Here is a 21,322-nt window from a genome sequence, read left to right as displayed (position 1 = left end):
AGCGCGGCCGCCCCGATCCGCCAACCGCTCCCAGCGGACCTCCGTGCCGCCCTCGCTGCAGCCGGCGACATGGCACCCGCCCGCGGAGCCGTCACCACCCAACCGACCGGCCAGAAGCGATCAGACGCACCGCGCCGAAACGGGCCACCAGGCCGCGCGCTGTGACCGGGATCAGACCAAGTCAGGCGCGAGCCAGAGCTGGTCGACTGGTAGGAGTTCGACCGACTGTGGTGGACGCAGGAAGCCGGCTGCCAGGATCGCGTCAACCGTTTCGAGGTAGTCCTTCGAGCTCAGCAGTGCCTCGGCGGCGGCCAGGTCCTGCCAGAAAGTGATCGCCGCCCGCCCGTCCTTGGTCCGCACGAAGAACACAGCCCGACACCCCGGCTGCCTCCGGAACATCGGCAACGACCGCTCCACCGCGAACGCGTCGTACTCCTCGCCCCGGCTCTCGTCCACCCCGGTCCGCCAGATCCGCGCAATCATCCGCCACTCCCTCCACCCGGTCTCAGCGTAAGACCTGATCTTCACCCGCCGGCAGCGCGGTGGTACCGATCGCCGAGCTCCCGGACCGCAGCAGCCAACTCGGGAGCATCAAGTACGTCGAAGTCCGCATCCATCAGCCCCAACCACACAGCCAACTGACGCGGATCATCCGAGCCCAACTCGACGATGCACGCGCTCTCGTCGATCACCTCAGGCTCGATCGGAATCGGCATCCGATTCTTCACGTACTCCGCCGATGCGAACACCTTCACCCGAGCCCGGTACTGCCACGACGCCTCCCCCACAGACCGCCGTACGAACTCCGCCACATCCTCCTCAGGCAACTCCCGCGGGTTGAAGCGAGCCCCGTTGGGCGTCCTGATCGCCATCCGATCCACCCGAAACGTCCGCCACCCCTCCCGCCCGTTGTCCCAGGCAACCAAATACCACCGCCGACCCCAAGCCACCAACCGATGCGGCTCCACCAACCGCGGCGGCCGCACGCCGCCACCGCTTGCGTCGCTGGAGTTGTCAGCTGCATTGGTGATGTCCTGCGCATCACCCTCATCACCACGCGGTTCCTCACCCCACACCCCACCAGACCCGCCGGCGTAGTCGAACCGCAACCGCTCCCGATCCCGAATCGCCCCCGCAATCCCCGTCAACACCTCAGCATCAACCCGCGGCCCCGCCCCACCCACCGCCACCGTCGCCGCCGAAACCGCCCGCACCCGCCCCCGCAACCGCCCCGGCAAAACCTGCTCCAACTTCACCAACGCCCGCACCGACGTCTCCTCAACCCCGGCCAAACCCCCAGCCGCAGCAGTCCGCAACCCCACCGCCACAGCCACCGCCTCCTCGTCATCCAACAACAAGGGAGGCAAAACCCCACCAGCCCCCAACCGATACCCACCCCCGACCCCGGACCGCCCCTCCACCGGATACCCAAGCGACCTCAACCGCTCAACATCAGTCCGCAAAGTCCGCGCAGAGACCCCCAACCGCCCCGCCAACTCCGCCCCGCCCCAATCCCGCCGCGCCTGCAACAACGACAACACCCGAAGCAACCGAGCCGACGTCTCCAACATCCCGCCATGGTCCCACCAATCGCGGAAGAAGGACTTCCGTGATCCCGACGCACGTTACCTAGCGCCCTACCGCGCCGTTGGTGGCGATTGCGGTTACTCCAACGCCGCGACGACGCCTGATGACCCGGCTTACGCCTCGGTGGATGGTGCCTCTAGGTCGGTGTCGATGTTCAACACAGTGAGGCCCGGGTCCAGCTGGGCAAGCAACACGGCTGCGTTCTCAGCCAAGCGCCGGGCCGACTTCGCTCGGAGGTCGACAGGATCACCATCGATGCCCAGGAAGACATCGACGCTGATGGCTAGGTGGACCTGCCCTCCGCGAGATAGATGTCTGACCAGGTCTGTATGAATTCGTCGACTGGTGCGCTGAGTCGAACGGTCCGACTTGGCGTTGCGGTAGTTCCCCCCGCGCCTGGCAAGTTCCTGCGACTCACCGATGTAGACGGTGTGAGCCGTGCCACCGTCCACTGACCCGAAGTCGAACCGATATAGCCCAGGTTCCTTCGGCAGCGGAGGAAAGGTCGGCAGGCCTCGTTGGTCAAGCGTGATCTGCCCGGCATCGCGCCAGACGAACGACACCGACACAGTGACCCGGTCGAGGTTCGGCAACGTCGACGGATCGAATCCGCCCTTCCGTCTCCGCGAAATCGAGGGCAGCTGCTCCCCATCGCCACTGGTAACGAAGCCCATATTGCGCAAGTGACGCCGAGCCGTCCCAGACACGAATCGGCCCTTGTCGACGCCGGTCGCAATCGCGATCACCTGCTTTACCGGCCACCGTCTGCCATCGACCTCAACCCAATGCTGCTTGATATCCGCTGGTTCGTACGACGCGAGCCGAGCACGCACCTGGTCAGCGGTGAGGTCGAACTGCTCGCCATCCATCGTGAATCGCATTCAGCCCTCTCTAACTAACCAAGTGGTCCCCGGCGCCAGTCCTCCGCCTAGGCGGGGAGGAGTCCGCCTACGGACGCGTAATCAATCGTCGACGGACTCAGCACTGGACGGATGCCATGTCGGAAGGTGCGCTGCGTCGCGTGGATAGGCCCGCTGATCATCCTCCAGTAGATCCGGCGTTCCACCGCCCTCGAAGGGAGGCTGGTCGTAGTCGAACTCTGCCTCGATTCCGGCCCCTGGCGTCACGCTGAACACGGCGTTGTACCAGGTCCCCTTCCCCTCCTCGTACATAGCATCACGCAGGTCGTCACAGGCCATCTGTGCCTCGACTTCAATGCTGAGGCCCGGGTCGATCGAGCCATCCAGCATCTCGATCGCGAGTTGCGTCTCCATCGTTGACGCGACTGTCGACACCTTCAGAACAGCCTTCGCCCAGCCTTCGGGCGTTGCCTTCACCATGGCCGCGCCGATGGTCTCCAACGTTGCTTGATCAGGAATCGGCATCTGTGGTTCCTCGTCTGGGGCGCGGGGAGTTTCGAATGGTCTGCTGCGTGACTACGCCGTCGATCGAGTATCTGACGGCGATCAGGTCGGGACGATTCTTGTCAGTGCGATACACGAGGTCAATCTCGACCTCTACCTCCGATCCAGCCTCCAGAGCCGCCCGCCAAGCGTCCACACCGGCCGTCGAGCTGCTCCGGCCGAGCTCAGGTCGTGGGAGCGCAGCCTGCCCATCCTGGCCCAGGACCTTGAGCAGGCCGGCATGTAACGGCGTACCGCCGCCATCTCGACCCAACGCGCAGGCGGCCTGACACGCACGTGGCCTATCAAAACCGCTATCCGTCGGTGCAGTCTGGCAAGCTCCTCTGCGAGGGGTGATAGGTGAATGAAGCCAGGGATCTATGACGCGCTGGTCACGAACGGTCTGCTCGAGGCGATCGCGAACGGTCAGACAGACGGGCATGTAGCCGTACTCCATGATGTTGACGAGGCCGACCAACCGGAGGTCCTCGCGCGACATGTAGGCGACGCCGTACTGCGGGTGCTCGGAAGTACTCGCGATGAGGGGAAGCGGGTTGCTCTAGTCAACGACCTCCTGCAGCGGCTGGCAGAACACACTGATGCGCTGCCCGACGGGAAACCTCGTCAGCTGCACGCCCTGCGTCCGCCCGCTCGGCCAGGCACCACCACGTACGGCGAAGCCCGGCCAAGTACTCCGCTATCCGACGCGGCCCTGCTCACCAACGCTCACGGTGAACCATCGCTGGGGCCGGAGCTACGCGCCGAGATTGATACCTCGGATGAAGTCGACCTGATTTGCGCGTTCGTGAAGTGGTACGGCCTCCGCCTACTCGAGCCGGAACTGCGGCGCCTCCGACTTCGCGATGCCCCATTCCGCGTCATCACCACCACCTATCTCGGCGCGACCGATCGACCCGCTCTCGACCGACTCGTCAACGACTTCGGCGCCGAGGTGAAGATCCAGTACGACGTACTCCGCACCCGTCTACACGCCAAGGCATGGCTATTCCGGCGGAACACCGGGTTCGACACGGCGTACGTCGGATCCTCAAACCTCTCGCGAGCCGCCCTACTCGATGGCGTCGAGTGGAATGTCCGCCTCTCGCGGATAGCCACGCCAGGTCTGTTGAACAAGTTCGGCGCGACCTTTGACACCTACTGGAATGACTCAACCTTCGAGTCCTATGACCCAGCGCGCGACCGTGACCGCCTCGACGATGCCCTCGCAGAAGCCGGTAACCGCAAGGCATCAGATCGAGTCACCATCTCCCTCGCCGGCCTCGAAGTACGTCCGCGGCCGTATCAGGCCGAGATGCTCGAGGAGATCGAGGTCGAACGCGAGGTCCATGACCGCCATCGCAACCTGGTTGTCGCTGCAACCGGCACCGGCAAGACGGTCATCGCAGCGCTCGACTATCGCCGGCTTCGCGATGCGGCGCTTCGGCGAGGGGAGCCAGCGCCGTCACTCCTGTTCGTCGCTCACCGTCGGGAGATCCTGCAGCAGTCGCTTCGCACCTACCGCGAGGTCCTCGCCGACGCCACCTTCGGCGAGGAGTACTTCTCCGGCGCACGCCCCGAGCGTTGGCGACACGTCTTTGCGTCCGTGCAGGCTCTTCACTCGTATGACGTCACGACAATGCCTATGGACGCGTTCGAAATCGTGGTCGTTGACGAGTTCCATCACGCCGCAGCGCCAACGTATCGTCGGCTGCTCAATCACCTGCAGCCCAGCGAGCTACTCGGTCTGACAGCGACGCCAGAACGCACCGATGGCTTTAACCTGCTGAGTTACTTCGGCGGACGAGCTGCGGTAGAACTTCGGCTCTGGGACGCCCTGTCTGCGGACCTCCTGTCTCCCTTTCACTACTTCGGGATCTCTGACAACACCAGCCTGGCCGATCTTCAGTGGAAACGAGGCAGGTACGACGAGCAGCAACTCGAGAAGCTCTACACGGGCAACGATCGACGTGCTGCCATCGTAGTGAACCAAGTGAGGGACAAGCTCACGGATCTGAGGTCCATGAGAGCGCTCGGCTTCTGCGTGTCCGTCGCGCATGCCGAGTACATGGCCGGAGTCTTCAGCAGGGCAGGCATCCCAGCCCGGGCCGTGTCCGGCCAGACCCCGACCTCCGACCGTGATCAGGCATTGCGTGACTTGAAGGAACTCCGCGTCAATGCGCTGTTCGCCGCAGATCTCTTCAACGAAGGACTCGACCTACCAGAGGTCAACACAGTCCTCTTTCTCCGGCCGACCGAGAGTCCCACTGTCTTCCTTCAACAACTCGGTCGAGGCCTACGCCAAGCCGAAGGTAAGCCGGTCCTCACCGCCCTCGACTTTGTCGGTCACCAGCGCAAGGAGTTCCGCTTCGACCTGCGCTTTCGCGCTCTGACCGGCGAGACGCGAAAAGGTCTGGAACGCCAGGTCGAGCATGGCTTCCCCTTCCTCCCGCCTGGCTGCCAGATCGTGCTAGACAAGATCGCGCAGGAGGTAGTCCTCTCCAACCTTCAGGGCCAGATCGCCGGTCGGTGGCAGGACATGGTCAAGGAGCTCAGGGCGCAAGGCGACCAGACGCTGCCGACATTCCTCGAGGAGTCCGGTACAGAGCTCAGCGACGTACTGCGACCTGGCCGCAGCTGGACCGCACTTCGCCGGGATGCTGGGCTCCCTACGCGCACCGGATCGAGCCGCGAGCCAGCTCTCCTCCGACGCGTACGTGCCCTCGCTCATGTCGACGACGCTGACCGGGCCCGCGTCTATCGACGACTTCTGCAGGACGACGGACCGACGTACGACGAACTGACTCCAGCCCACCAAGGGTTCGCCCGCATGCTGTTCTTCTCACTGTGGCCTAATGGCGGCGGATTCTCGTCCTACGCGGAGGGCCTCGATGTGCTCCGCCAAGAGCACGCCCTGCGTGACGAGCTCCTTGAGATCACCGACTTCGCCATGGACCGTGCTCGCCATCGCGCCTTCCAACTCAGCGGTCGGCTCCGCGATCTACCTCTCCGCGTGCATGCTCGGTATCAGCGCGAGGAGATCCTCGCCGCCCTCGACTACGCGAATCTGGAACGCCGCCCGGGTACGTTCCAATCCGGGGTCCTGCATTCACAGGAGAGGGACCTCGACGCGTTCCTCGTGACCCTTACCAAGTCCGAGGCCGACTACTCCCCCACGACGATGTACCAGGACTATGCAATCAGCCCGACGCTCTTCCACTGGGAATCTCAGAGCAGCACAACGGTGAGTTCCCGCACCGGCCAGCGCTACCTGAATCACCGCGAGCGGGCACGGACATCCTCATCTTCGCCCGCCAGCACAAGCGCACCGACGGGGTCACAGACCCCTATCTCTTCCTTGGCCCAGCGGCGTACACCACTCACACCGGCGAGCGCCCGATCGCCATCACCTGGCGGCTAACTCACCCCATGCCCACCGAGGTCTTCCAAGCAGCGTCAGTAGTCGCATAGGTTCCTAGGTGAATCGAACCGGGCGGAGTCCCCTACTCGTCTGGTGACATCTTGCTGAGGTTCAAGCGGACGTACTTATCGGCCAACGTCACGCCAGTCACTTCGAATCCTTCGGGCACGTCGTGGCGTCGGCCAGATGTCGTCGGTCCAACTGAGGCCAGCTGTCGGGGGAGCTGACGCGTTCGATCAAGCCCTCGTCAGCCATAGCGTTCGCAAGCTTCGACCGTCCTGAGAGGTTGCTGCCCACGTGTGAGCATCATCCAGCTTGCGCTGCGCAGCAGTCTCATCGCCATCCAGGGCGAACCCTCGCGACACCGGCGAACCAGGGTTTGATGTCGAGGATCGGCATGCCTAGTGCCATGCGGGTTCCTGGCTTGCGATCGGCGTGAAGACAGTTGTTTCGCGCACGGGCGGTCGCCTGGGGAGTTGATGGCGCGCGACGCAGGAGGGCGCAGCACGCGGGCGGTAGCCCGCAGGTCGCCGGCGGTAGCCGGCACGGACAGACCGGCGATGAGCCGGGGGTCGGTGGGAGCGCGCGAAGCGGGGGTGACGAGGAGCGGAGCGACGAGGAACGCCTGCGTAGCACGCGTGGGTCAGACTGTTAGCGGGTTAGGTCGGCGGTGAATTGGTAGGCGTCGCCTCTGTAGTGGTTGGTGCCGGAGAGGAGGGGGGTGGTGTCTTGGGTGAAGGCTATTTCGGTGGCGAGCAGGATGGCGCCTCCGGCGGGGAGGTTGAGGAGGGTGGCCAGGGTGGGGTCGGCGTTCTGGGCTTGGACTGTGTAGCGGGAGTAGGAGAACTCGATGCCGTGGGTGGAGAAGAGTTCGTAGAGGGACGCGTCGGTTAGGTCGACGGTGGTCAGCCAGGGGGCGATGGCGACCGGGATGACGAGGTCTTCGACGGTGACGGGGCGGCCGTCCATGCCTCGGAGGCGGCGGATCGCTACTACGGGGGTTGTGGGGGCCAGGTGGAGGCGGTGGGCCTCGTCGAGGGTGGCGGGGCGTTCGCGGCGATCGAGGAGCTCGGAGCTGGGGCGGAAGCCGAGGTCGTGAGCCATCTCGGTGAAGGACTGGAGTCGGCTCGGGGGTTCGCGGAGGACCAGGTCGCGGACGTACCAGCCTCGTTGGGGTGACGGGACGATCAGGCCGTCGTCGGATGCGGCCTGGAAGCCGGCCCGGACGGTCATGCGGCTGAGGCCGGTTTCGAGAGCGAACCTGCGTTCGCTCGGCAGCCTGCTTCCGCTCGGATATCGCCCGCTGACGATGCCCTCGTGGATCCGTTTCTTGACACGCTCAACCGCGGGTTCTGCTGCTGTCACGGCACTTACTATACCAGTTTCACCAGCCAGTCGCGCTCAAGGTAGCCAACTGGTTGGGACTGGCATAACTGGTTTCAGCGTCGTAGGGTGGTTGGAAAGTCACGGACGAAGGAGTCATGATGGTTACCAGGCGGACGGTGTTGAAGTCGGGGGCAGCGCTCGGCCTGTTCACTTTTGCTGGTTGCGCGCCACAGGGCACCAAGGCGAGCAGCACCCCGTCCGCGCCGGCCACGTCGATCGACGTCGCCAAGGCCGGTGCGGTGACGCTGTCGATGCTGGACTGGTGGTCCGGCGATGCCGCCCAGTGGGTCGCCAACGCGGTGAAGGCGTACCAGCAGAAGTACCCGAACGTGACGATCAAACGCACGTCCGTCGACTGGGGCCAGCTGACCCAGACGGCCAACCTGCGGTTGAAGGAGAAGAACCCGCCGGACATCATCACGGTCAACAACGGCTGGCAGTCCCTGGGCACGTTGTCCAAGGCGGGACTGGTCCTCAACCTGGACGGCTACTCGAAGGCGTTCGGCTGGGACAAGTTCCCGAGCACGATTCTGCGGCAGACCCAGTTCACGCCGGACGGCAAGGAAATGGGCTCCGGATCGCTGTTCGCCACACCGGTCGCCAGCTCGTCGTTGATCGGCCTCTACTACAACAAGACAGTTCTGGACCGGATCGGCGCCACCGTGCCCACCGACCTCGCGTCCTTCGAGGCCGCGTGTGAGAAGGCCAAGGCCGCGGGCGTCGTACCGATCGGCTACGGGTCGCAGGACAAGGGTTCGTCGACGGCGATCCTGCTGGCGCTGCAGGATCTGTTCGGCGATCAGAAGAAGATCAACGACTTCGTGTACTCGACGGGAGCCGTGAAGGCCGGCGACATCGGGTTGTCGGAGGCGGCCGAGCGCCTGAAGTCGTACCAGGACAAGAGCTGGCTGACGCCGAACCATGCCGGCATCCAGTACGCCGACGCGATCGACGCGTTCCTCAAGGGAAAGTCCGCGTTCCGCTTCGACTACACGGGAACGCTGGCCTTCAAGGGTGCCCAGAAGCAGGAGTACGGCTACGTCCAACTCCCCCAGGCCACTGGGGGGAAGGTCGTCGGTACGGGCGCATCCACCGCCGTCGCGCTCGGCTCGAAGTGCGCGCACCCGGATGTCGCCGCCTCGTTCCTCGACTTCCTCGCGGGCCCGCAGACCGCGCAGTACGTCGTCGAGAACGGCTTCCTCCCCCTGCTCAACGACGTCAAGGCACCGGCGGACAACGCTGAGTTCGGCACGGAGATCACCGGTCAGCGGTCGCTGGACAAGGACAACGGCTACGTCCCGTACTTCGACTGGTCGACTCCCTCGATGCTGGACACCCTCGGCGGACAGGTCCAGTTGCTGCTGGCCGGCCGGAGCGCGCCTGACGAGGTGGTCAAGGCGGTTCAGGCCGACTACGACAAGTTCCAGGCCGGACGACGATGACTGTTCAGACCTCTCGTCTGGCGGTCGGCGCGAAACCGAGGTCGCGAACGGCCTCGAGGCAAGCCCAAAAGAGGCGCTGGATCGGGCTGCTCTACCTGTCGCCCGCACTCCTGCTGTACGGCGTAATCGTCCTGGTACCGCTGCTCCAGACGGTGAACTACTCGTTCTACAAGTGGGACGGCGTCAGCGAGCCGTCGTGGGTCGGACTGCAGAACTACCTCGAGTTCGGACGCGACCCACGGATGTACGCCGCCTTCGGACATGTCCTCGTGCTGATCCTCATGTTCGGCCTGATACCGCTCGGCCTCGGGCTGATCAGCGCGGCCTTGCTCAGCCGGGCGAAGATCCGTGGCGAGGGCATCTACCGCTGGTTCCTCTTCCTCCCTCAGGTGTTGACGAGTGTCGTGGTGGCGATCATCTGGAAGCGCATCTACGCGCCCGATGGCCCCCTGAACGGCGCATTGCGCTGGGTGGGCCTGGACCACCTGACCCGCAACTGGCTCGGTGACTTCACCTGGGCCCTTCCGTCGCTCGGCATGATCGGTGTCTGGGGTGGCTTCGGGTTCACCATGGTGCTGTTCCTCGCCGGCATCCTCGCCATCCCGGACGAGCTTTACGAAGCCGCGCGGCTGGACGGTTCGACGCGGTGGCAGGAGTTCAGGCTGATCACCCTCCCGAGCCTGCGAGGTCAGATGGCCATCGCGCTGACCCTGACCATCACCGGCGCACTGCGGACCTTCGACATGGTCTACATCACGACCCAGGGCGGCCCGGGGACTGCCACCACTACCCCGGCGCTTCTCCTGTACCAGTTGGCCTTCGTCAACCCGGATGTCGGCAAGGCCTCCGCGACTGGGGTGGTCCTGGCCGTCCTCTGCCTCGGCATCGCGGTCGGCATCACAAGGATCATGGAGAACAAAGACCGATGATCTCCAGGTACGAGCGCGCCACCAACTACGTGATCGTCATCGCGCTGACGATCGGGGTGCTGTTCCCCGTCGCATGGTTCGTCCTGACCTCCCTCAGCCCCAACACCTCGGGCGCACTGGACTTCTCGACGATCGCGTGGAGCAACTTCGGCGCGGCCTGGCACGACGGCAACCTCGCCCACTCCATGTACGCGTCCCTGGTCATCACGGTGTCCGCGGTCATCGGACAGACCGTGCTCGCCATCCTGTCCGGCTATGCGTTCGGCATCCTCGGTGTGGTCGGCGAGCGGTTCCTCTTCCCGGTCATCCTGCTGGGGATGATGGTCTCCACTGAAGTGATCGTCATTCCCTTGTACTACGAGTTCGAGAGCATCGGCCTCACCAACTCGTGGCTGGGACTGGTCATCATTCAACTCGGCATGGGAGTTCCGTTCGGGACCTACTGGATGCGGGCGACGTTCAGAGCGCTCCCCCGTTCGGTGATGGACTCCGCTGCCGTCGACGGAGCCAGCGTGTGGAGCACCCTGTGGCGCATCCTCGTCCCGATGGCTCGTCCGGCGGTCCTCACCCTGGTCCTCCTGTCGTTCATGTGGACCTGGAACGACTTCTTCCTGTCGCTGATCTTCCTCGGCGATCCCGAGAAGCAGACCGCGACCGTTGCCCTGGGCGCCTTTCAGGGCCGGCACGTGCTGCAGGTCAACCTGATGGCCGCCGGCTCGCTGATCGTCTCGCTGCCCGTCGTGGCTCTCTATCTGTTCTTCCAGCGTGAGTTCATCAGCGGCGTCATGGCCGGCGCGGTCAAGGAGTGACGTGGCGACACCTATTACCGTGCTGTCCTCCGCTGCCCAGATCGGCGAAGTCGTGGCCGAGCAGATTCTGGATCGGCTTGCCGCCGCGGATCGGTACGTCGTCGGCTTTCCCGCCGGTCGCAGTGCGACGCCGGTGGCCGCCGCATTGAACCGCCTGGCGCACCAGCGTGGAGTCCGCATGGACGGCCTGCAGGTGGTGATGATGGACGAGTACGTCACGGGGCAAGCCGGACAATGGGAGCTCTTGTCCCCCAGCACGCCGCACAGCTGCATCGGATGGGCTCAACGAAATCTGCTGGCTCCCCTTGGACTTCGTCCGGACAGTCTGATCGCCCCCGACCCCAACGAGCCCGGCGCCCTCGAGCAGCAAGTGCTCGCTTTGGGCGGCATTGATCTCTTCCTGCTCGCCAGCGGCCAGGGCGACGGCCACGTCGCGCTCAACGGACCAGGTACGCCGCGGGACGCGCCGACCCGGGTCGTGAAGTTGCCCGAGTCGACGCGGAGAGACAACCTGTCCACTTTCCCGCATCTACGATCCTCGGCCGACGTCCCGACGTACGGCGTCACGATCGGTACGGCGGAACTGGCCGAGCTCTCGCATTCCGTGGTGATGCTCCTGTGGGGACCCAACAAGGCGTATGCCTTCGACCGGGTTCGCCAGGCCGACAGCTACGACCCGATGTGGCCGGCAACGATCGTCCACGACTGCCGCAACGCTCTCATCTACGCGGATGAAGAAGCCGCACTCAAGTCAGAACGAGAAGGGGTCTGATAAAGACATGGCTCAAATCAAGATGGCCTACATCGGCGGAGGATCCTCGAGAGCGGCCGGAACCATGGCCTCGTTCTTGTGGCACGGACCGGAGTTCGCGGGTTCGGAGGTGGTGCTGATCGACCAGGACCCGGAGCGTCTGGAGACCGTACGCCGCATCGCCGAGAAGCTCGCTGTGGAAGGCGGTGACAACATCACCGTCACGGCGACGACGGATCAGCGAGCCGGACTGGCCGACGTCGACGCCGTACTGACCAGCTTCCGTCCCGGCAACTTCGCCGCCCGCGCGCTCGACGAGCGTATTCCACTCAAGCACGGCGTGATCGGGCAGGAGACGCAGGGCCCTGGTGGGTTCTTCATGGCGCTGCGCTCCATCAACGACATGCGCAGCATCACCGATGACCTGCAGGCAGTTGCCCCAGGCGCGGTGATCTTCAACTACACCAACCCGGTCAACATCGTGTCCCAGGCGGTCGCGGACTACACGCCCATCCCGATCTACTCGATGTGCGAGGGGCCGATCGTGTTCCCGCCCGTCGTACTCAAGGCGGCCGGGCTCAACCCTGATCGCGCCAAGGTCACCATGGCCGGCGTCAACCACAACTGCTGGAGCTACGAGCACCTGTACGACGGCGAGGACGTCATGCCGCTGCTCGACGCGGCGTGGGAAGCTCGCAAGGACGACCCGACCCTCGACGCCAACTCGAAGCGGGCGCTGCACCTTGCCGTGGTGATGCGGTCCATTCCGTCGGACTACTTCAACTACTACTACTTCCGTAACGAGGTGTTCAGAGCGCAGCAGGCCGCGCCGACAACCCGTTCGGAAGACATCATGAACGCGGTCCCCGGGTACTGGGATCACTACCGCGAGCAGGCCGCGTCCAGCCACCCGCACCTCGATCCGGCCCGGTCGCGGGGCGGGATCCACGAGCTCGAACTGGCGATCGACGTGATGAGTGCCTACTACAACGACACGGGCGCACGTCTGCCTGTCAACCTTCCTAATGTTGACAATGCACTCCCGGGCTTCGACGCGGAGACCGTCGTCGAGGTCTACTGCACCGTGAACCGGAAGGGCTGCCACATCGACCCGCAACAGCCGCTGCCGCTTGCGGTTCGGGGCATCACGCGTCAGCTCGCCGACTACCAGATGCTGGCGGCGAAGGCTGCGTGGGAGGGCACGCGCGCCGACGCGATCCGGGCGCTCATCGCGAACCCGCTGGTGCCCGATCTGTCGGTCGCGGAGCACTTGTACGACGAGATGGCCGCGGCGCACGCGGCGTACCTGCCTGAAAGACTTCTTAGGTGACAGATCTCTTTCTCGCTGTCGACGCCGGCAACACCAAGACCTGGGCGGGGTTGACGACGGCCGACGGTGACCTCGTCGGCCTCGCCCGGGGCGGTGTCGGCGACATCTACGCGCCGGCCGGGCCGGAGGCCGCCAAGGCAGTCGTCCTCGGCCTCGTCGGCGACGTACTCGACTCCGCGGGCATCGGGCCGTCCCAAGTCAGGCATGCGGCCTTTCGGTTGGCGGGTGTCGACTGGCCCGTCGACGAACAGTTCTGGAATGCGGCGCTGGGCGGGCTCTTCGATAAAGGGGCCTTCAGCATCAAGAACGACGGCTTCGCGCTGATTCGATGCGGCCGGCTCGATGGACAAGGCATCTCCGTCGTACTCGGCACCGGGGCCGCACTGGCCGGCCGGGGTCCGATGAAAGAGTGGGCGCTGTCGTGGTGGCTGCAGCACCCGCTCGGCGGCGCAGGTCTGGTGAGTGAGGCGTTGCGAGCGGTGTATCTGTCCCAGCTCGGGATGGCTGAGTCGACGAAGCTCACCGCCGTACTGCCGCCGCTGTTCGGCGCATCGACTCCTGAGGAGATGCTCGAGACCACCACCGCCCGCGGCAACGTCTTCACCTTCGCGGCTCTGGCGGCGTACGCTCCGTCAGTCCTGGAGCTCATCGATGACGACCCGGTGGTGGCTGAGCTGGTCGACACGCAGACGGAACGCCTGGCCGACTACATCCTCAGCCTCGCCCGCGCTTGTGGGCTGGCCGATCCTGTCACGGTGGTTGTCGGCGGCGGCCTCGTTCGCGAGCCAGATGCGCCTCTGTTTGCTGCGCTCCGCCGTACGTGTGAGCGCCGCGGTCTCGACTTCGACCTTCAGCACACGCAGGACCCCGCGCTCGTGGGGGCGCTGCTGGATGCGATCGCTGAAGGTGGCGCCATCCCGACCGCAGTGGTTCGGAGCAGGTTGACTCAGAAGCTCAGGTGATGGCACTGACCTGATTATTTTGTTGGAAGAGTTGGCGCCGGCGAGCAAGGGTGGGGGTATGGACTTCACTCATCTTGGACGTACTGGGTTATCGGTTAGTCGGATCGTGTTGGGGACGATGAACTTCGGTCCTCACACCGAGGTGGGGGACGCGCACGCGATCATGGACGCGGCGCATGACAAGGGCATCAACTTCTTCGACACGGCCAACGGGTACGGGCGGGCCATCTACCCGGGTCGCACGGAGGAGATCATCGGCGAGTGGTTCGCGAAGGACCCGGCGCGCCGGTACAAGACCGTGCTGGCCACCAAGGTCTACGGCGACATGGGCGACGGCTGGCCGAACGAGGGCAAGCTGTCGGCGCTCAACATCCGGCGCGCGCTCGACGCGTCGCTGAAGCGGCTGCAGACGGACTACGTCGATCTGTACCAGTTCCACCACGTGGACCGCGCGACGCCGTGGGACGAGATCTGGCAGGCGATCGAGGTCGCGATCCAGCAGGGCAAGATCCTGTACGCCGGATCCAGCAACTTCGCGGGTTGGCACATCGCGCAGGCCCAGGAGGCCGCGGCGCGACGCAACTACATCGGCCTGGTCAGCGAGCAGTCGATCTACAACCTGCTCGTGCGCGACGTGGAGCGCGAGGTGCTGCCGGCCGCGCAGGAGTACGGCCTGGGCGTGATCCCGTGGTCGCCGCTGCAGGGCGGTCTGCTCGGCGGTGTCGTCCGCAAGGAGAACGAGGGCGTACGCCGCCTCGAGGGCCGCGCCAAGGAGACGCTCGAAAGGCTCCGCCCGCAGATCGAGCAGTACGAGGCGTTCGCGGACGAGCTCGGCCACGAGCCCGGTGAGCTCGCGCTGGCCTGGCTGCTGCACCAGCCCGCCGTGACCGGTCCGATCGTCGGCCCGCGGACGATGGAGCAGCTGGAGGGCGCCGTACGCGCGGTCGACATCAAGCTCGACGACAAGGCCCTCGCCCGCCTTGACGAAATCTTCCCCGGCTACAAGACCTCCCCCGAGGACTACGCCTGGTAAGAACGGGTGGACCCGCTCGATGTGCGCCGCTGAGTTAGCGACACACATCCGGCGCGTCCGTTCTCACCTCTCACCGACGCCGCTCCGCGCGATGAGCGGCGTCGGGCCATGGCGGGGTTGGGATTGCGGGCCCATGCTGAGATGACGGGATTGCCTTGGTTTGGCGGTCCGTCGGCTCGGTGAGTGGGGGGCAGTGCCGTGGAGGAGCAGACGAGGGTTGTGGTTACTCCGGATGGTCGGAGGTTGGGGGTTTGCGTGTGGGGGGATCCGGACGGGGCTCCGATGTTTTGGTTGCATGGGACGCCGGGGAGCCGGTTTCTGCGTGAGCCGGGTGATGCGTACGCACGGAATCACCTGAGGGTGTTCACCTACGACCGGCCCGGTTATGGGGTGTCTACGCGGGTTCCGGGTCGGCGGGGGGCGGATGCGGCGGCCGACGTACGCGCGATCGCGGATGCGTTCGGGCTGGAGCAATTCGGGGTCGCCGGTGTTTCGGGTGGTGCCTCGCCGGCGTTGGCTGCTGCTGCTTTGCTGCCGGATCGCGTGAGCCGCTGCGCGACCGTTGTCGGATCTGCTCCCTTCACGGCTAAGGGGCTCGACTTCTACGACGGCATGGACGACTACGCCCGGCACGGTTGGCAGCACGCCGTGGAGGGCAAGGCGGCGCTGGAGGCCGATTGGCGGGAGATGATGGACTGGGTGAAGGCCGGTCTGCCCGAGCTGGAGGTCCCGAAGGACGACTGGACGATGCTCATGGAAGCGTTCGACGAGTCCAGTCGGCAGGGTTCAGCCGGGTACGTCGACGATTGTCTGTCGGACGCCCGTGATTGGGGGTTGTCGGTCGAGGATGTCCAGGCGCCGACACGAATCATGCTGGCGCGCGACGACACCTCGGTACCACCCGCACACGGGGAATGGCTCGTGCGGCACATACCCAACGCCGAGTTGCTGTGGGTGGACGGCGGTCATTTCGGCCCCCGGCGTGAGCCCGAAATGCAGCTGATGGCGTGGGTCGGCCACGGCACGATCCCGGCCGGCTGAGACCGCCGCCCTCACGTCGTACTAGTTGTGGACCGCTGTCGTCGGGAGCATGCCGAGGAGGGCGTCGGCGGCCAGGGAGGCGGCTGTGCCGGTGGGGACGGCTACGGAAACCTGCCAGTCGGCGGCGCTGCCGGGGGTGAGGCCGACGGTGATGTGGTCGCCGCGTTTGGCGGCGATGCGTTCGGGGACGAGGGCTACGCCGAGGTTGTGGGCGACCAGCGCCAGGAGCGTGTGTACGTCGTTCACCTCGATCGTCACGGGGTGAGCGACGCCGGCGGTGGTGAAGGCCTGGTCGGAGATCGTACGGGCCCCCCAGGTGGGGTCGAAGTCCACGAACGACTCCCCCACCAGGTCGTCGAGGGAGACCGCGGACGCCTTGGCGAGGCGGTGGTCGGGGGCGCAGACGAGGACCATCGACTCCCGGGAGAGCGGGCGGAGGTCCAAGCCGTCGACGCGGTCACCGTCCGTGGCGACGAACGCGACGTCGAGGCGACCGGACGCCAGCTCGTCGAGCATCGGGGTGGAACCGCCCTGGCGGACCTCGATCTCGACACCGGGATAGGCGGAGCGGAACTTGGCAAGCAGAGCCGGTACGTCGACCACGCCGAGGCACTGCTCGAGGCCAACGGTGAGGTGGCCGCGCAGCAGACCCTGGACCGCGGCGACCGCGTCCTTGGCTGCCTCAGCGGCGGCGAGAGTACGGCGACCCTCGCACAGCAGGGCTCGGCCGGCCTCGGTGAGCTCGACGCTGCGGGTGTTGCGGACGAAGAGAGAGGCGCGGAGCTCGCGCTCGAGGGCGCGGATCGAGGCGGACAGGCCGGACTGGGAGATCGACATCGCCTCGGCCGCCCGCGTGAAGTGCTTCTGCTCGGCCACCGCCACGAAGTGTTCCAAGTGCCTCAGCTCCATGACTCAGAACTCTAGTCGATCGAAGCAAAACGATTCAGCCATCCCGCATGTTGGCCACGCGGAAGAAGGTCGACTGAGGAGGGTTTCTGCCCGTTTCAGCCCGTTTCGGGGGCAAAACTCTCCCCAAACCGTCGCGACACCACCCGGGAGCCGGGTGGGTGAGGTTGGGGGCGGCGTGGGGGTTGAGATCGGTAGGCTGTCGAGCATGGCGGATGAGGAGTTTCGGGTTGAGGTCGTGCTCGGGAACGACGAGCACAGGTTGACGTTCTGGGAGCGGTTGCGGGCACTGGATCTGGACGATGACGCGCAGAAGCGCCTCGGGAGTCAGGTGACGGTGACCCGGGACGGGAACCGGATGCTGCTCTACACGCACACCCTCGAGGATGCGCAGGAAGCGGAGCGGACCGCCAAGGAACTGGTCGCCCACGACAAGATCGACGCCGAGTACACGGTGACGCGGTGGAATCCGGCCGAGCAGGACTGGACCGACCCGAGTGTGCCGGTGGGTGAGCACGACGCCGCCAGTGACGCGGCGAAGAACGCGGGCATGGAGGTGCCGGATCAGCGGTACGTCGTGATGCAGGCCTACAAGCCTCAGTTCCTTCGGGACCTCGGTCTCTAACCCCCGATCGACCTAGTCTGGCCGGATGCGGATCGAGCTGCGGCCCGTCGGTGAAGGGGATCTGGAGTTGTTCCGGCGGTTCGTTGTCGAACCCGGGCTGATCGGGCTGGACTGGGCCGGATTCCGGGACGCGCAGGCGCCGGCACGACGGTTCGCCGAGGACGGGTTCCTCGGCACGGACGACGGGCGGTTGATGGTCCGGTCCGGCGACGAGACGGCTGGGTTGGTGAGCTGGCGGACCGGGTCGTTCGACAGCAGGACGTCGTACTGGGAGATCGGGATCGCACTGCTGCCGGAGTACCGCGGGCGTGGGATCGGCTGGCGGGCGCAGGCTTTGCTGACCGACTATCTCTTCCACCACACGCCCGTGCAGCGGATCTAGGCCGCGACGCATGCGGAGAATCTGGCCGAACAGAAGTCGTTGGAGAAGGCGGGTTTCATCCTCGAAGGGGTGATCCGGGCGTGCGAGTTCCGGGCCGGGAAGTACCGGGACGGATATCTGTACAGCAGGTTGCGGGGCGACCCGGGACCTGTCGTCGACAACGGTTCGGTGACGGGATCGGGGAACGACGCGTTCGGGGAACCCTCGGAGCACTAATCTCGGCGGGTCGCTGCCGGATCACACGGCGTGGTTCTGCGACTCTGAAAAGTGCTCGAGGGAGAGGGGAATCGTGTCTCGTCGACGTGGTCTCGTTGCCGGTGCCGTCGTACTAGCGTTCGTGCTCGCCGGGTGTTCCGACGTGGCCGCGAGCGAGTCGACTCCCTCCCCCAAGGCGTCGACGTCGAGTAAGCCGTCCGCGACACCGACGACCGCCAAGCCGACTCCGATGAAGCCGAAGCCCAAGGTGAAGCAGAAGCCGCAGTACTACGCGCTGCGCGTCGAGCGGCAGCTGGACAAGCTCGGGTACCCGGTCGGCGACATCGACGGTGACATCACCGCGCGGGCCAAGCAGGCGCTGTGCGCGTGGCGCGAGACCAACGGCATGCCGGTCAGCCGCGCCGGGCTCACCCTGAACGACGCGTATTCGGTGCTCAACGCAACCAAGCGGCCGGCGCCGACGCGCTCGCCCGGCATCTACGTGAACAAGACCTGCCAGATCCTGTATCAAATCGTTGGGAAGACCTACAAGCGGATCGTCTGGATCTCGACCGGCGCACCCGGGTACGAGACCCCGAACCGCACCGGCACGGTCTGGCGCAAGTGGGCCGGCGCACACGAGAGCAGCCTGTACGACGACGCGTTCATGTACGACTCCCTCTACTTCCTCCGCGACCGCCCCGGCATCGCCCTGCACGGCTCCCGGGTCAACTCCCTGATCAAGCCCTACCCCGCCAGCCACCGCTGCGTCCGCGTCCTCCGCCCCGAAATCCACCAGATTTTCGCCGACACCCCCATCGGCACCAAAGTCCAGGTCTACGGCGAGTACTGAGCCGAGGTAGCCGACCCTGGATGCTCCGGGCAAGGGAAAGCCTTCGGGAGCGGGGATCTGCTGGGCGCGTGAACAAGAAATAGCGCTCTTGTCTCGTGAGCGGTCCTTGCGATGTCGAGGCCGGCCTGCCTTGATCGTTGCTGGTGTGGACCTGAGGCACTCACCAACCCACCGCCACGTCATCACCGGCGCCGGTCTGAGCGTGACCGGCCAGGGCGGTGTCTGCTTGATGAGTGGCACAGATCCGCCCCGCGAATCCGTACCCACCCCATGCCGTGGTCAAGTCCGTTCCATCCACCGCCTCCACACGCGCTGTCCTCAGCCGTGGTGGGTCGGCGCTCTGGACGACGGCGAGGATCGACTCTGTGCACCAGATCCCGGAGACGCGTGGCAGCCGGGCTGCTGTGCGGCCTGGCGGGGTGGTGTCTGCCGGACCGTCGGCGACCCAACCTGCTAGCACCTAGTTGTGCGGGTCGTGGAGGCGCTCTACGTGGGGGCGAGGGGTGCCGTCGTACGGGTTTGGGGGCAGGCCTGCTAGTAGGTCGGGGAGGTGGAACGTGGGGAAGAGGCTCAGGTCGAAGAAGGCTATGGCGTGGATGATGCCGGCGGCGGTGAGGGTGAGGACCTGGAGCTGGAAGGCTCGGTGGACGTTGTCGATCGGGTCGCGCATGTAGACGGCGAAGGCGGGTTGGCGGTTGGCCTTGATCGGGATCAGGACCTGGTCGCCGGGACCCTTGGCCGGGCAGTGGGTCGAGATAAGGCGGCCGATATCGCGTGCGCCCCGGAACCACGATGTGAACGGCGGCATCTCCCAAATCGCGTCGTCCGCGAAGAACGTGACGATCGTGGGTACGTCGTACCGCTCGAAGGCAGCCTGGTAGCGGCTGACGAGCTCGGGCTGGTGGACCTGATGGCCGCGCTCAGGGCGGAGGTTGGCTCTGGCCTGTGGGAGGTCGACCGGGCCGAGCAGGCCGGTGATCCGATCCGGGGACCACTGCTCGAGGTCGTGCAGGATCACCGCCGCACGCTCCTGGGCGGGCAGGCGTTGGAGCGCGGCGATGAGCGCCAGATCGACGAGGTTCCCGTCCGCGAGCTCGTCGGGGAACGGTTCGAGCCAGAGCACCTCCGACCGCTGGTGCAATTCGCCCTCGGGGTCGTCGCTCGCGGCGGCCAGGTCGGTGGGGAGGGGACGGGTGCCGGCGCGCTCCAGGCACTCGCGCGTCGCGGCCTCGTACGTCGCGCTGCCGCCGGCGACCTCGATCGCCTCGGTGATGGAGCCGAGCATCCGGTAGCAGTGCGAGATCAAGCCGCGCTGCGGTGGATCAGCGCGCCCCGCGACCTCCCCGACGCCGTTCATCACACCAAGACCTCACCTCATTGGCCAGTCTCGCCGCTCGGTCTGCCGGCTGTCGAGGTATCCCGCTAGAGCAAGAGCGCTCAGATCCTGATGATGCGGTACGGCGAGCTGCGCCCCGATCGGTAGACCCGACGTCGACCAACCGACGTTGACTGTGGTCGCGGGATGGGCGGACATGTTGTACGGCACGGTGAACCCGATGTGCTCGAACGGCTTCGATGGATCGTCCGTCGGATACGCGAGCTCGGCCGGGAACGCGGTGATCGGCGCCACCGGCGACAAGACGACGTCGTACGACGTGAACACACCGGTCACCGCAGCCGCCATAGCGCCCATCTGGCTGTATCCGTGGAAGACGTCGAAACCCGACACATCACCGGCCGTCGATACCCACGAACGGATCTGCGGGAGCACCTTGGCCCGGCGATCGTCGGGCAACGCCGCGATATCCACCGCGGACCGCACCCGCCAGAAGCGATCCAACCCGTCGAGCATCTCGCGCGTGATGATCGGGCCGATCGGCTCGACGACCGCGCCGCCCTTCTCCAGTACGGCGGCCGCCGACGACACGGCCGCGGTCACCTCGGGATCCACCGGCAGACCGACGCCGGCGTCCAGCAGCAACGCCACGCGGAGACCGTCGACGGTGACCTCGTAATTGTCCGACGCGGCCGGGAGGGAGGTGTGGTCGCGCGGGTCGTAGCCGGACATGACGGACAAGGCCAGCGCCGCGTCGCCCGCCGTACGTGTGAGGGGGCCGATCGCCCGGCCCGGGTACGGGTTGCCGACCGCGACCCGGCCGTGTGTGGGTTTGAGGCCGACCAGACCGCACCACCCCGCAGGCAGGCGGATCGAGCCGCCGATGTCGGTGCCGATGTGGATCGGTCCGTAGCCTGCCGCCGCGGCGGCCGCG

At 65.9% G+C, this 21,322-nt stretch carries 20 protein-coding genes and 1 pseudogene; 13 read left to right on the top strand and 8 right to left on the bottom strand.

Annotated features, from left to right (window positions below; translation table 11 throughout):
- Positions 1 to 171: 171 nt before the first annotated feature.
- The 4 genes from ACXC9Q_RS27380 to ACXC9Q_RS27365 all read right to left on the bottom strand — a co-directional run bounded on the left by ACXC9Q_RS27380 (position 172) and on the right by ACXC9Q_RS27365 (position 2,972).
- Positions 172 to 483: an antibiotic biosynthesis monooxygenase family protein gene (locus ACXC9Q_RS27380; RefSeq protein ID WP_405067804.1), complete on the bottom strand. Its 312-nt coding sequence runs from the start codon at positions 481 to 483 to the stop codon at positions 172 to 174.
- A 41-nt stretch (positions 484 to 524) separates the two neighbouring features.
- A complete protein-coding gene (locus tag ACXC9Q_RS27375; RefSeq protein ID WP_457059495.1) occupies positions 525 to 1,571 on the bottom strand; it encodes a helix-turn-helix transcriptional regulator in 1,047 nt (348 codons plus the stop codon).
- 129 nt (positions 1,572 to 1,700) lie between these two features.
- Complete coding sequence (locus tag ACXC9Q_RS27370) at positions 1,701 to 2,468, bottom strand: hypothetical protein (protein ID WP_457059494.1); 768 nt, start codon at positions 2,466 to 2,468, stop codon at positions 1,701 to 1,703.
- A gap of 81 nt (positions 2,469 to 2,549) precedes the next feature.
- Positions 2,550 to 2,972 (bottom strand): hypothetical protein, encoded by a 423-nt coding sequence (locus ACXC9Q_RS27365; protein WP_457059493.1) that lies wholly within the window; start codon positions 2,970 to 2,972, stop codon positions 2,550 to 2,552.
- 382 nt (positions 2,973 to 3,354) lie between these two features.
- On the opposite strand from ACXC9Q_RS27365, the pseudogene ACXC9Q_RS27360 reads away from it, so the two are divergent.
- Positions 3,355 to 6,458, top strand: a pseudogene (locus ACXC9Q_RS27360) (DUF3427 domain-containing protein).
- A 601-nt stretch (positions 6,459 to 7,059) separates the two neighbouring features.
- On the opposite strand, the gene ACXC9Q_RS27355 reads toward ACXC9Q_RS27360, so the two are convergent.
- Positions 7,060 to 7,773 (bottom strand): GntR family transcriptional regulator, encoded by a 714-nt coding sequence (locus ACXC9Q_RS27355; protein ID WP_457059492.1) that lies wholly within the window; start codon positions 7,771 to 7,773, stop codon positions 7,060 to 7,062.
- 119 nt (positions 7,774 to 7,892) lie between these two features.
- On the opposite strand from ACXC9Q_RS27355, the gene ACXC9Q_RS27350 reads away from it, so the two are divergent.
- The 8 genes from ACXC9Q_RS27350 to ACXC9Q_RS27315 all read left to right on the top strand — a co-directional run bounded on the left by ACXC9Q_RS27350 (position 7,893) and on the right by ACXC9Q_RS27315 (position 16,091).
- Positions 7,893 to 9,236: an ABC transporter substrate-binding protein gene (locus ACXC9Q_RS27350; RefSeq protein WP_457059491.1), complete on the top strand. Its 1,344-nt coding sequence runs from the start codon at positions 7,893 to 7,895 to the stop codon at positions 9,234 to 9,236.
- Positions 9,233 to 10,165 (top strand): carbohydrate ABC transporter permease, encoded by a 933-nt coding sequence (locus tag ACXC9Q_RS27345; RefSeq protein ID WP_457059490.1) that lies wholly within the window; start codon positions 9,233 to 9,235, stop codon positions 10,163 to 10,165. The genes ACXC9Q_RS27350 and ACXC9Q_RS27345 overlap by 4 nt, the downstream gene beginning before the upstream one ends.
- The gene (locus tag ACXC9Q_RS27340; protein ID WP_457059489.1) at positions 10,162 to 10,974 is read left to right on the top strand and encodes a carbohydrate ABC transporter permease; all 813 of its coding nucleotides are present in this window, start codon (positions 10,162 to 10,164) and stop codon (positions 10,972 to 10,974) included. Before ACXC9Q_RS27345 ends, ACXC9Q_RS27340 begins: the two co-directional genes overlap by 4 nt.
- 1 nt (position 10,975) lies before the next feature.
- Positions 10,976 to 11,746: a 6-phosphogluconolactonase gene (locus tag ACXC9Q_RS27335; RefSeq protein WP_457059488.1), complete on the top strand. Its 771-nt coding sequence runs from the start codon at positions 10,976 to 10,978 to the stop codon at positions 11,744 to 11,746.
- Positions 11,747 to 11,753: 7 nt separating this feature from the next.
- Positions 11,754 to 13,055 (top strand): family 4 glycosyl hydrolase, encoded by a 1,302-nt coding sequence (locus tag ACXC9Q_RS27330; RefSeq protein ID WP_457059487.1) that lies wholly within the window; start codon positions 11,754 to 11,756, stop codon positions 13,053 to 13,055.
- On the top strand, positions 13,052 to 14,017 hold the full coding sequence (locus ACXC9Q_RS27325) for a hypothetical protein (RefSeq protein ID WP_457059486.1): 966 nt from the start codon (positions 13,052 to 13,054) through the stop codon (positions 14,015 to 14,017). The genes ACXC9Q_RS27330 and ACXC9Q_RS27325 overlap by 4 nt, the downstream gene beginning before the upstream one ends.
- Before the next feature lie 58 nt (positions 14,018 to 14,075).
- Entirely contained in the window at positions 14,076 to 15,050 is a 975-nt protein-coding gene (locus ACXC9Q_RS27320; protein ID WP_457059485.1) for an aldo/keto reductase, read from the top strand.
- Between the two features lie 282 nt (positions 15,051 to 15,332).
- Positions 15,333 to 16,091 (top strand): alpha/beta fold hydrolase, encoded by a 759-nt coding sequence (locus ACXC9Q_RS27315; protein ID WP_457059484.1) that lies wholly within the window; start codon positions 15,333 to 15,335, stop codon positions 16,089 to 16,091.
- 21 nt (positions 16,092 to 16,112) lie between these two features.
- On the opposite strand, the gene ACXC9Q_RS27310 is transcribed toward ACXC9Q_RS27315, so the two are convergent.
- Positions 16,113 to 17,000, bottom strand: a complete 888-nt coding sequence (locus tag ACXC9Q_RS27310; RefSeq protein WP_457059483.1) for a LysR family transcriptional regulator — start codon at positions 16,998 to 17,000, stop codon at positions 16,113 to 16,115.
- Between the two features lie 205 nt (positions 17,001 to 17,205).
- Here ACXC9Q_RS27310 and ACXC9Q_RS27305 point away from each other — a divergent pair, with 205 nt between their 5' ends.
- The 4 genes from ACXC9Q_RS27305 (at position 17,206) to ACXC9Q_RS27290 (ending at position 19,052) form a co-directional block, all read left to right on the top strand.
- Positions 17,206 to 17,622 (top strand): hypothetical protein, encoded by a 417-nt coding sequence (locus ACXC9Q_RS27305; RefSeq protein ID WP_457059482.1) that lies wholly within the window; start codon positions 17,206 to 17,208, stop codon positions 17,620 to 17,622.
- Between the two features lie 25 nt (positions 17,623 to 17,647).
- The gene (locus tag ACXC9Q_RS27300; RefSeq protein ID WP_457059481.1) at positions 17,648 to 18,004 is read left to right on the top strand and encodes a GNAT family N-acetyltransferase; all 357 of its coding nucleotides are present in this window, start codon (positions 17,648 to 17,650) and stop codon (positions 18,002 to 18,004) included.
- Positions 18,005 to 18,043: 39 nt separating this feature from the next.
- Entirely contained in the window at positions 18,044 to 18,220 is a 177-nt protein-coding gene (locus ACXC9Q_RS27295; protein WP_457059480.1) for a GNAT family N-acetyltransferase, read from the top strand.
- A gap of 73 nt (positions 18,221 to 18,293) precedes the next feature.
- Positions 18,294 to 19,052: a L,D-transpeptidase family protein gene (locus tag ACXC9Q_RS27290; RefSeq protein ID WP_457059479.1), complete on the top strand. Its 759-nt coding sequence runs from the start codon at positions 18,294 to 18,296 to the stop codon at positions 19,050 to 19,052.
- 460 nt (positions 19,053 to 19,512) lie between these two features.
- Here the strand turns inward: ACXC9Q_RS27290 and ACXC9Q_RS27285 are convergent, their stop codons facing one another.
- Together ACXC9Q_RS27285 and ACXC9Q_RS27280 are read right to left on the bottom strand one after the other, a co-directional pair.
- Positions 19,513 to 20,409 (bottom strand): RNA polymerase subunit sigma-70, encoded by an 897-nt coding sequence (locus ACXC9Q_RS27285; protein WP_457059478.1) that lies wholly within the window; start codon positions 20,407 to 20,409, stop codon positions 19,513 to 19,515.
- Between the two features lie 12 nt (positions 20,410 to 20,421).
- Positions 20,422 to 21,322: amidase family protein (locus ACXC9Q_RS27280; protein WP_457059477.1), on the bottom strand; the 901-nt coding region annotated here is incomplete at its 5' end.

It is taken from the genome of Kribbella sp. CWNU-51 (assembly GCF_054073265.1).
The sequence above is the reverse complement of the archived record's forward strand: the minus strand, read 5'-3'. Positions and strand labels throughout refer to the sequence as shown.

What these genes read in the sequence shown, in the direction of transcription:
- ACXC9Q_RS27370 (WP_457059494.1), bottom strand. Translation starts at nt 2,468, where the DNA reads ATGCGATTCACGATGGATGGCGAGCAGTTCGACCTCACCGCTGACCAG.
- ACXC9Q_RS27380 (WP_405067804.1), bottom strand. Translation starts at nt 483, where the DNA reads ATGATTGCGCGGATCTGGCGGACCGGGGTGGACGAGAGCCGGGGCGAG.
- ACXC9Q_RS27310 (WP_457059483.1), bottom strand. Translation starts at nt 17,000, where the DNA reads ATGGAGCTGAGGCACTTGGAACACTTCGTGGCGGTGGCCGAGCAGAAG.
- ACXC9Q_RS27365 (WP_457059493.1), bottom strand. Translation starts at nt 2,972, where the DNA reads ATGCCGATTCCTGATCAAGCAACGTTGGAGACCATCGGCGCGGCCATG.
- ACXC9Q_RS27350 (WP_457059491.1), top strand. Translation starts at nt 7,893, where the DNA reads ATGGTTACCAGGCGGACGGTGTTGAAGTCGGGGGCAGCGCTCGGCCTG.
- ACXC9Q_RS27340 (WP_457059489.1), top strand. Translation starts at nt 10,162, where the DNA reads ATGATCTCCAGGTACGAGCGCGCCACCAACTACGTGATCGTCATCGCG.
- ACXC9Q_RS27300 (WP_457059481.1), top strand. Translation starts at nt 17,648, where the DNA reads ATGCGGATCGAGCTGCGGCCCGTCGGTGAAGGGGATCTGGAGTTGTTC.
- ACXC9Q_RS27320 (WP_457059485.1), top strand. Translation starts at nt 14,076, where the DNA reads ATGGACTTCACTCATCTTGGACGTACTGGGTTATCGGTTAGTCGGATC.
- ACXC9Q_RS27285 (WP_457059478.1), bottom strand. Translation starts at nt 20,409, where the DNA reads ATGAACGGCGTCGGGGAGGTCGCGGGGCGCGCTGATCCACCGCAGCGC.
- ACXC9Q_RS27330 (WP_457059487.1), top strand. Translation starts at nt 11,754, where the DNA reads ATGGCTCAAATCAAGATGGCCTACATCGGCGGAGGATCCTCGAGAGCG.
- ACXC9Q_RS27305 (WP_457059482.1), top strand. Translation starts at nt 17,206, where the DNA reads ATGGCGGATGAGGAGTTTCGGGTTGAGGTCGTGCTCGGGAACGACGAG.
- ACXC9Q_RS27345 (WP_457059490.1), top strand. Translation starts at nt 9,233, where the DNA reads ATGACTGTTCAGACCTCTCGTCTGGCGGTCGGCGCGAAACCGAGGTCG.
- ACXC9Q_RS27375 (WP_457059495.1), bottom strand. Translation starts at nt 1,571, where the DNA reads ATGTTGGAGACGTCGGCTCGGTTGCTTCGGGTGTTGTCGTTGTTGCAG.
- ACXC9Q_RS27315 (WP_457059484.1), top strand. Translation starts at nt 15,333, where the DNA reads ATGTTTTGGTTGCATGGGACGCCGGGGAGCCGGTTTCTGCGTGAGCCG.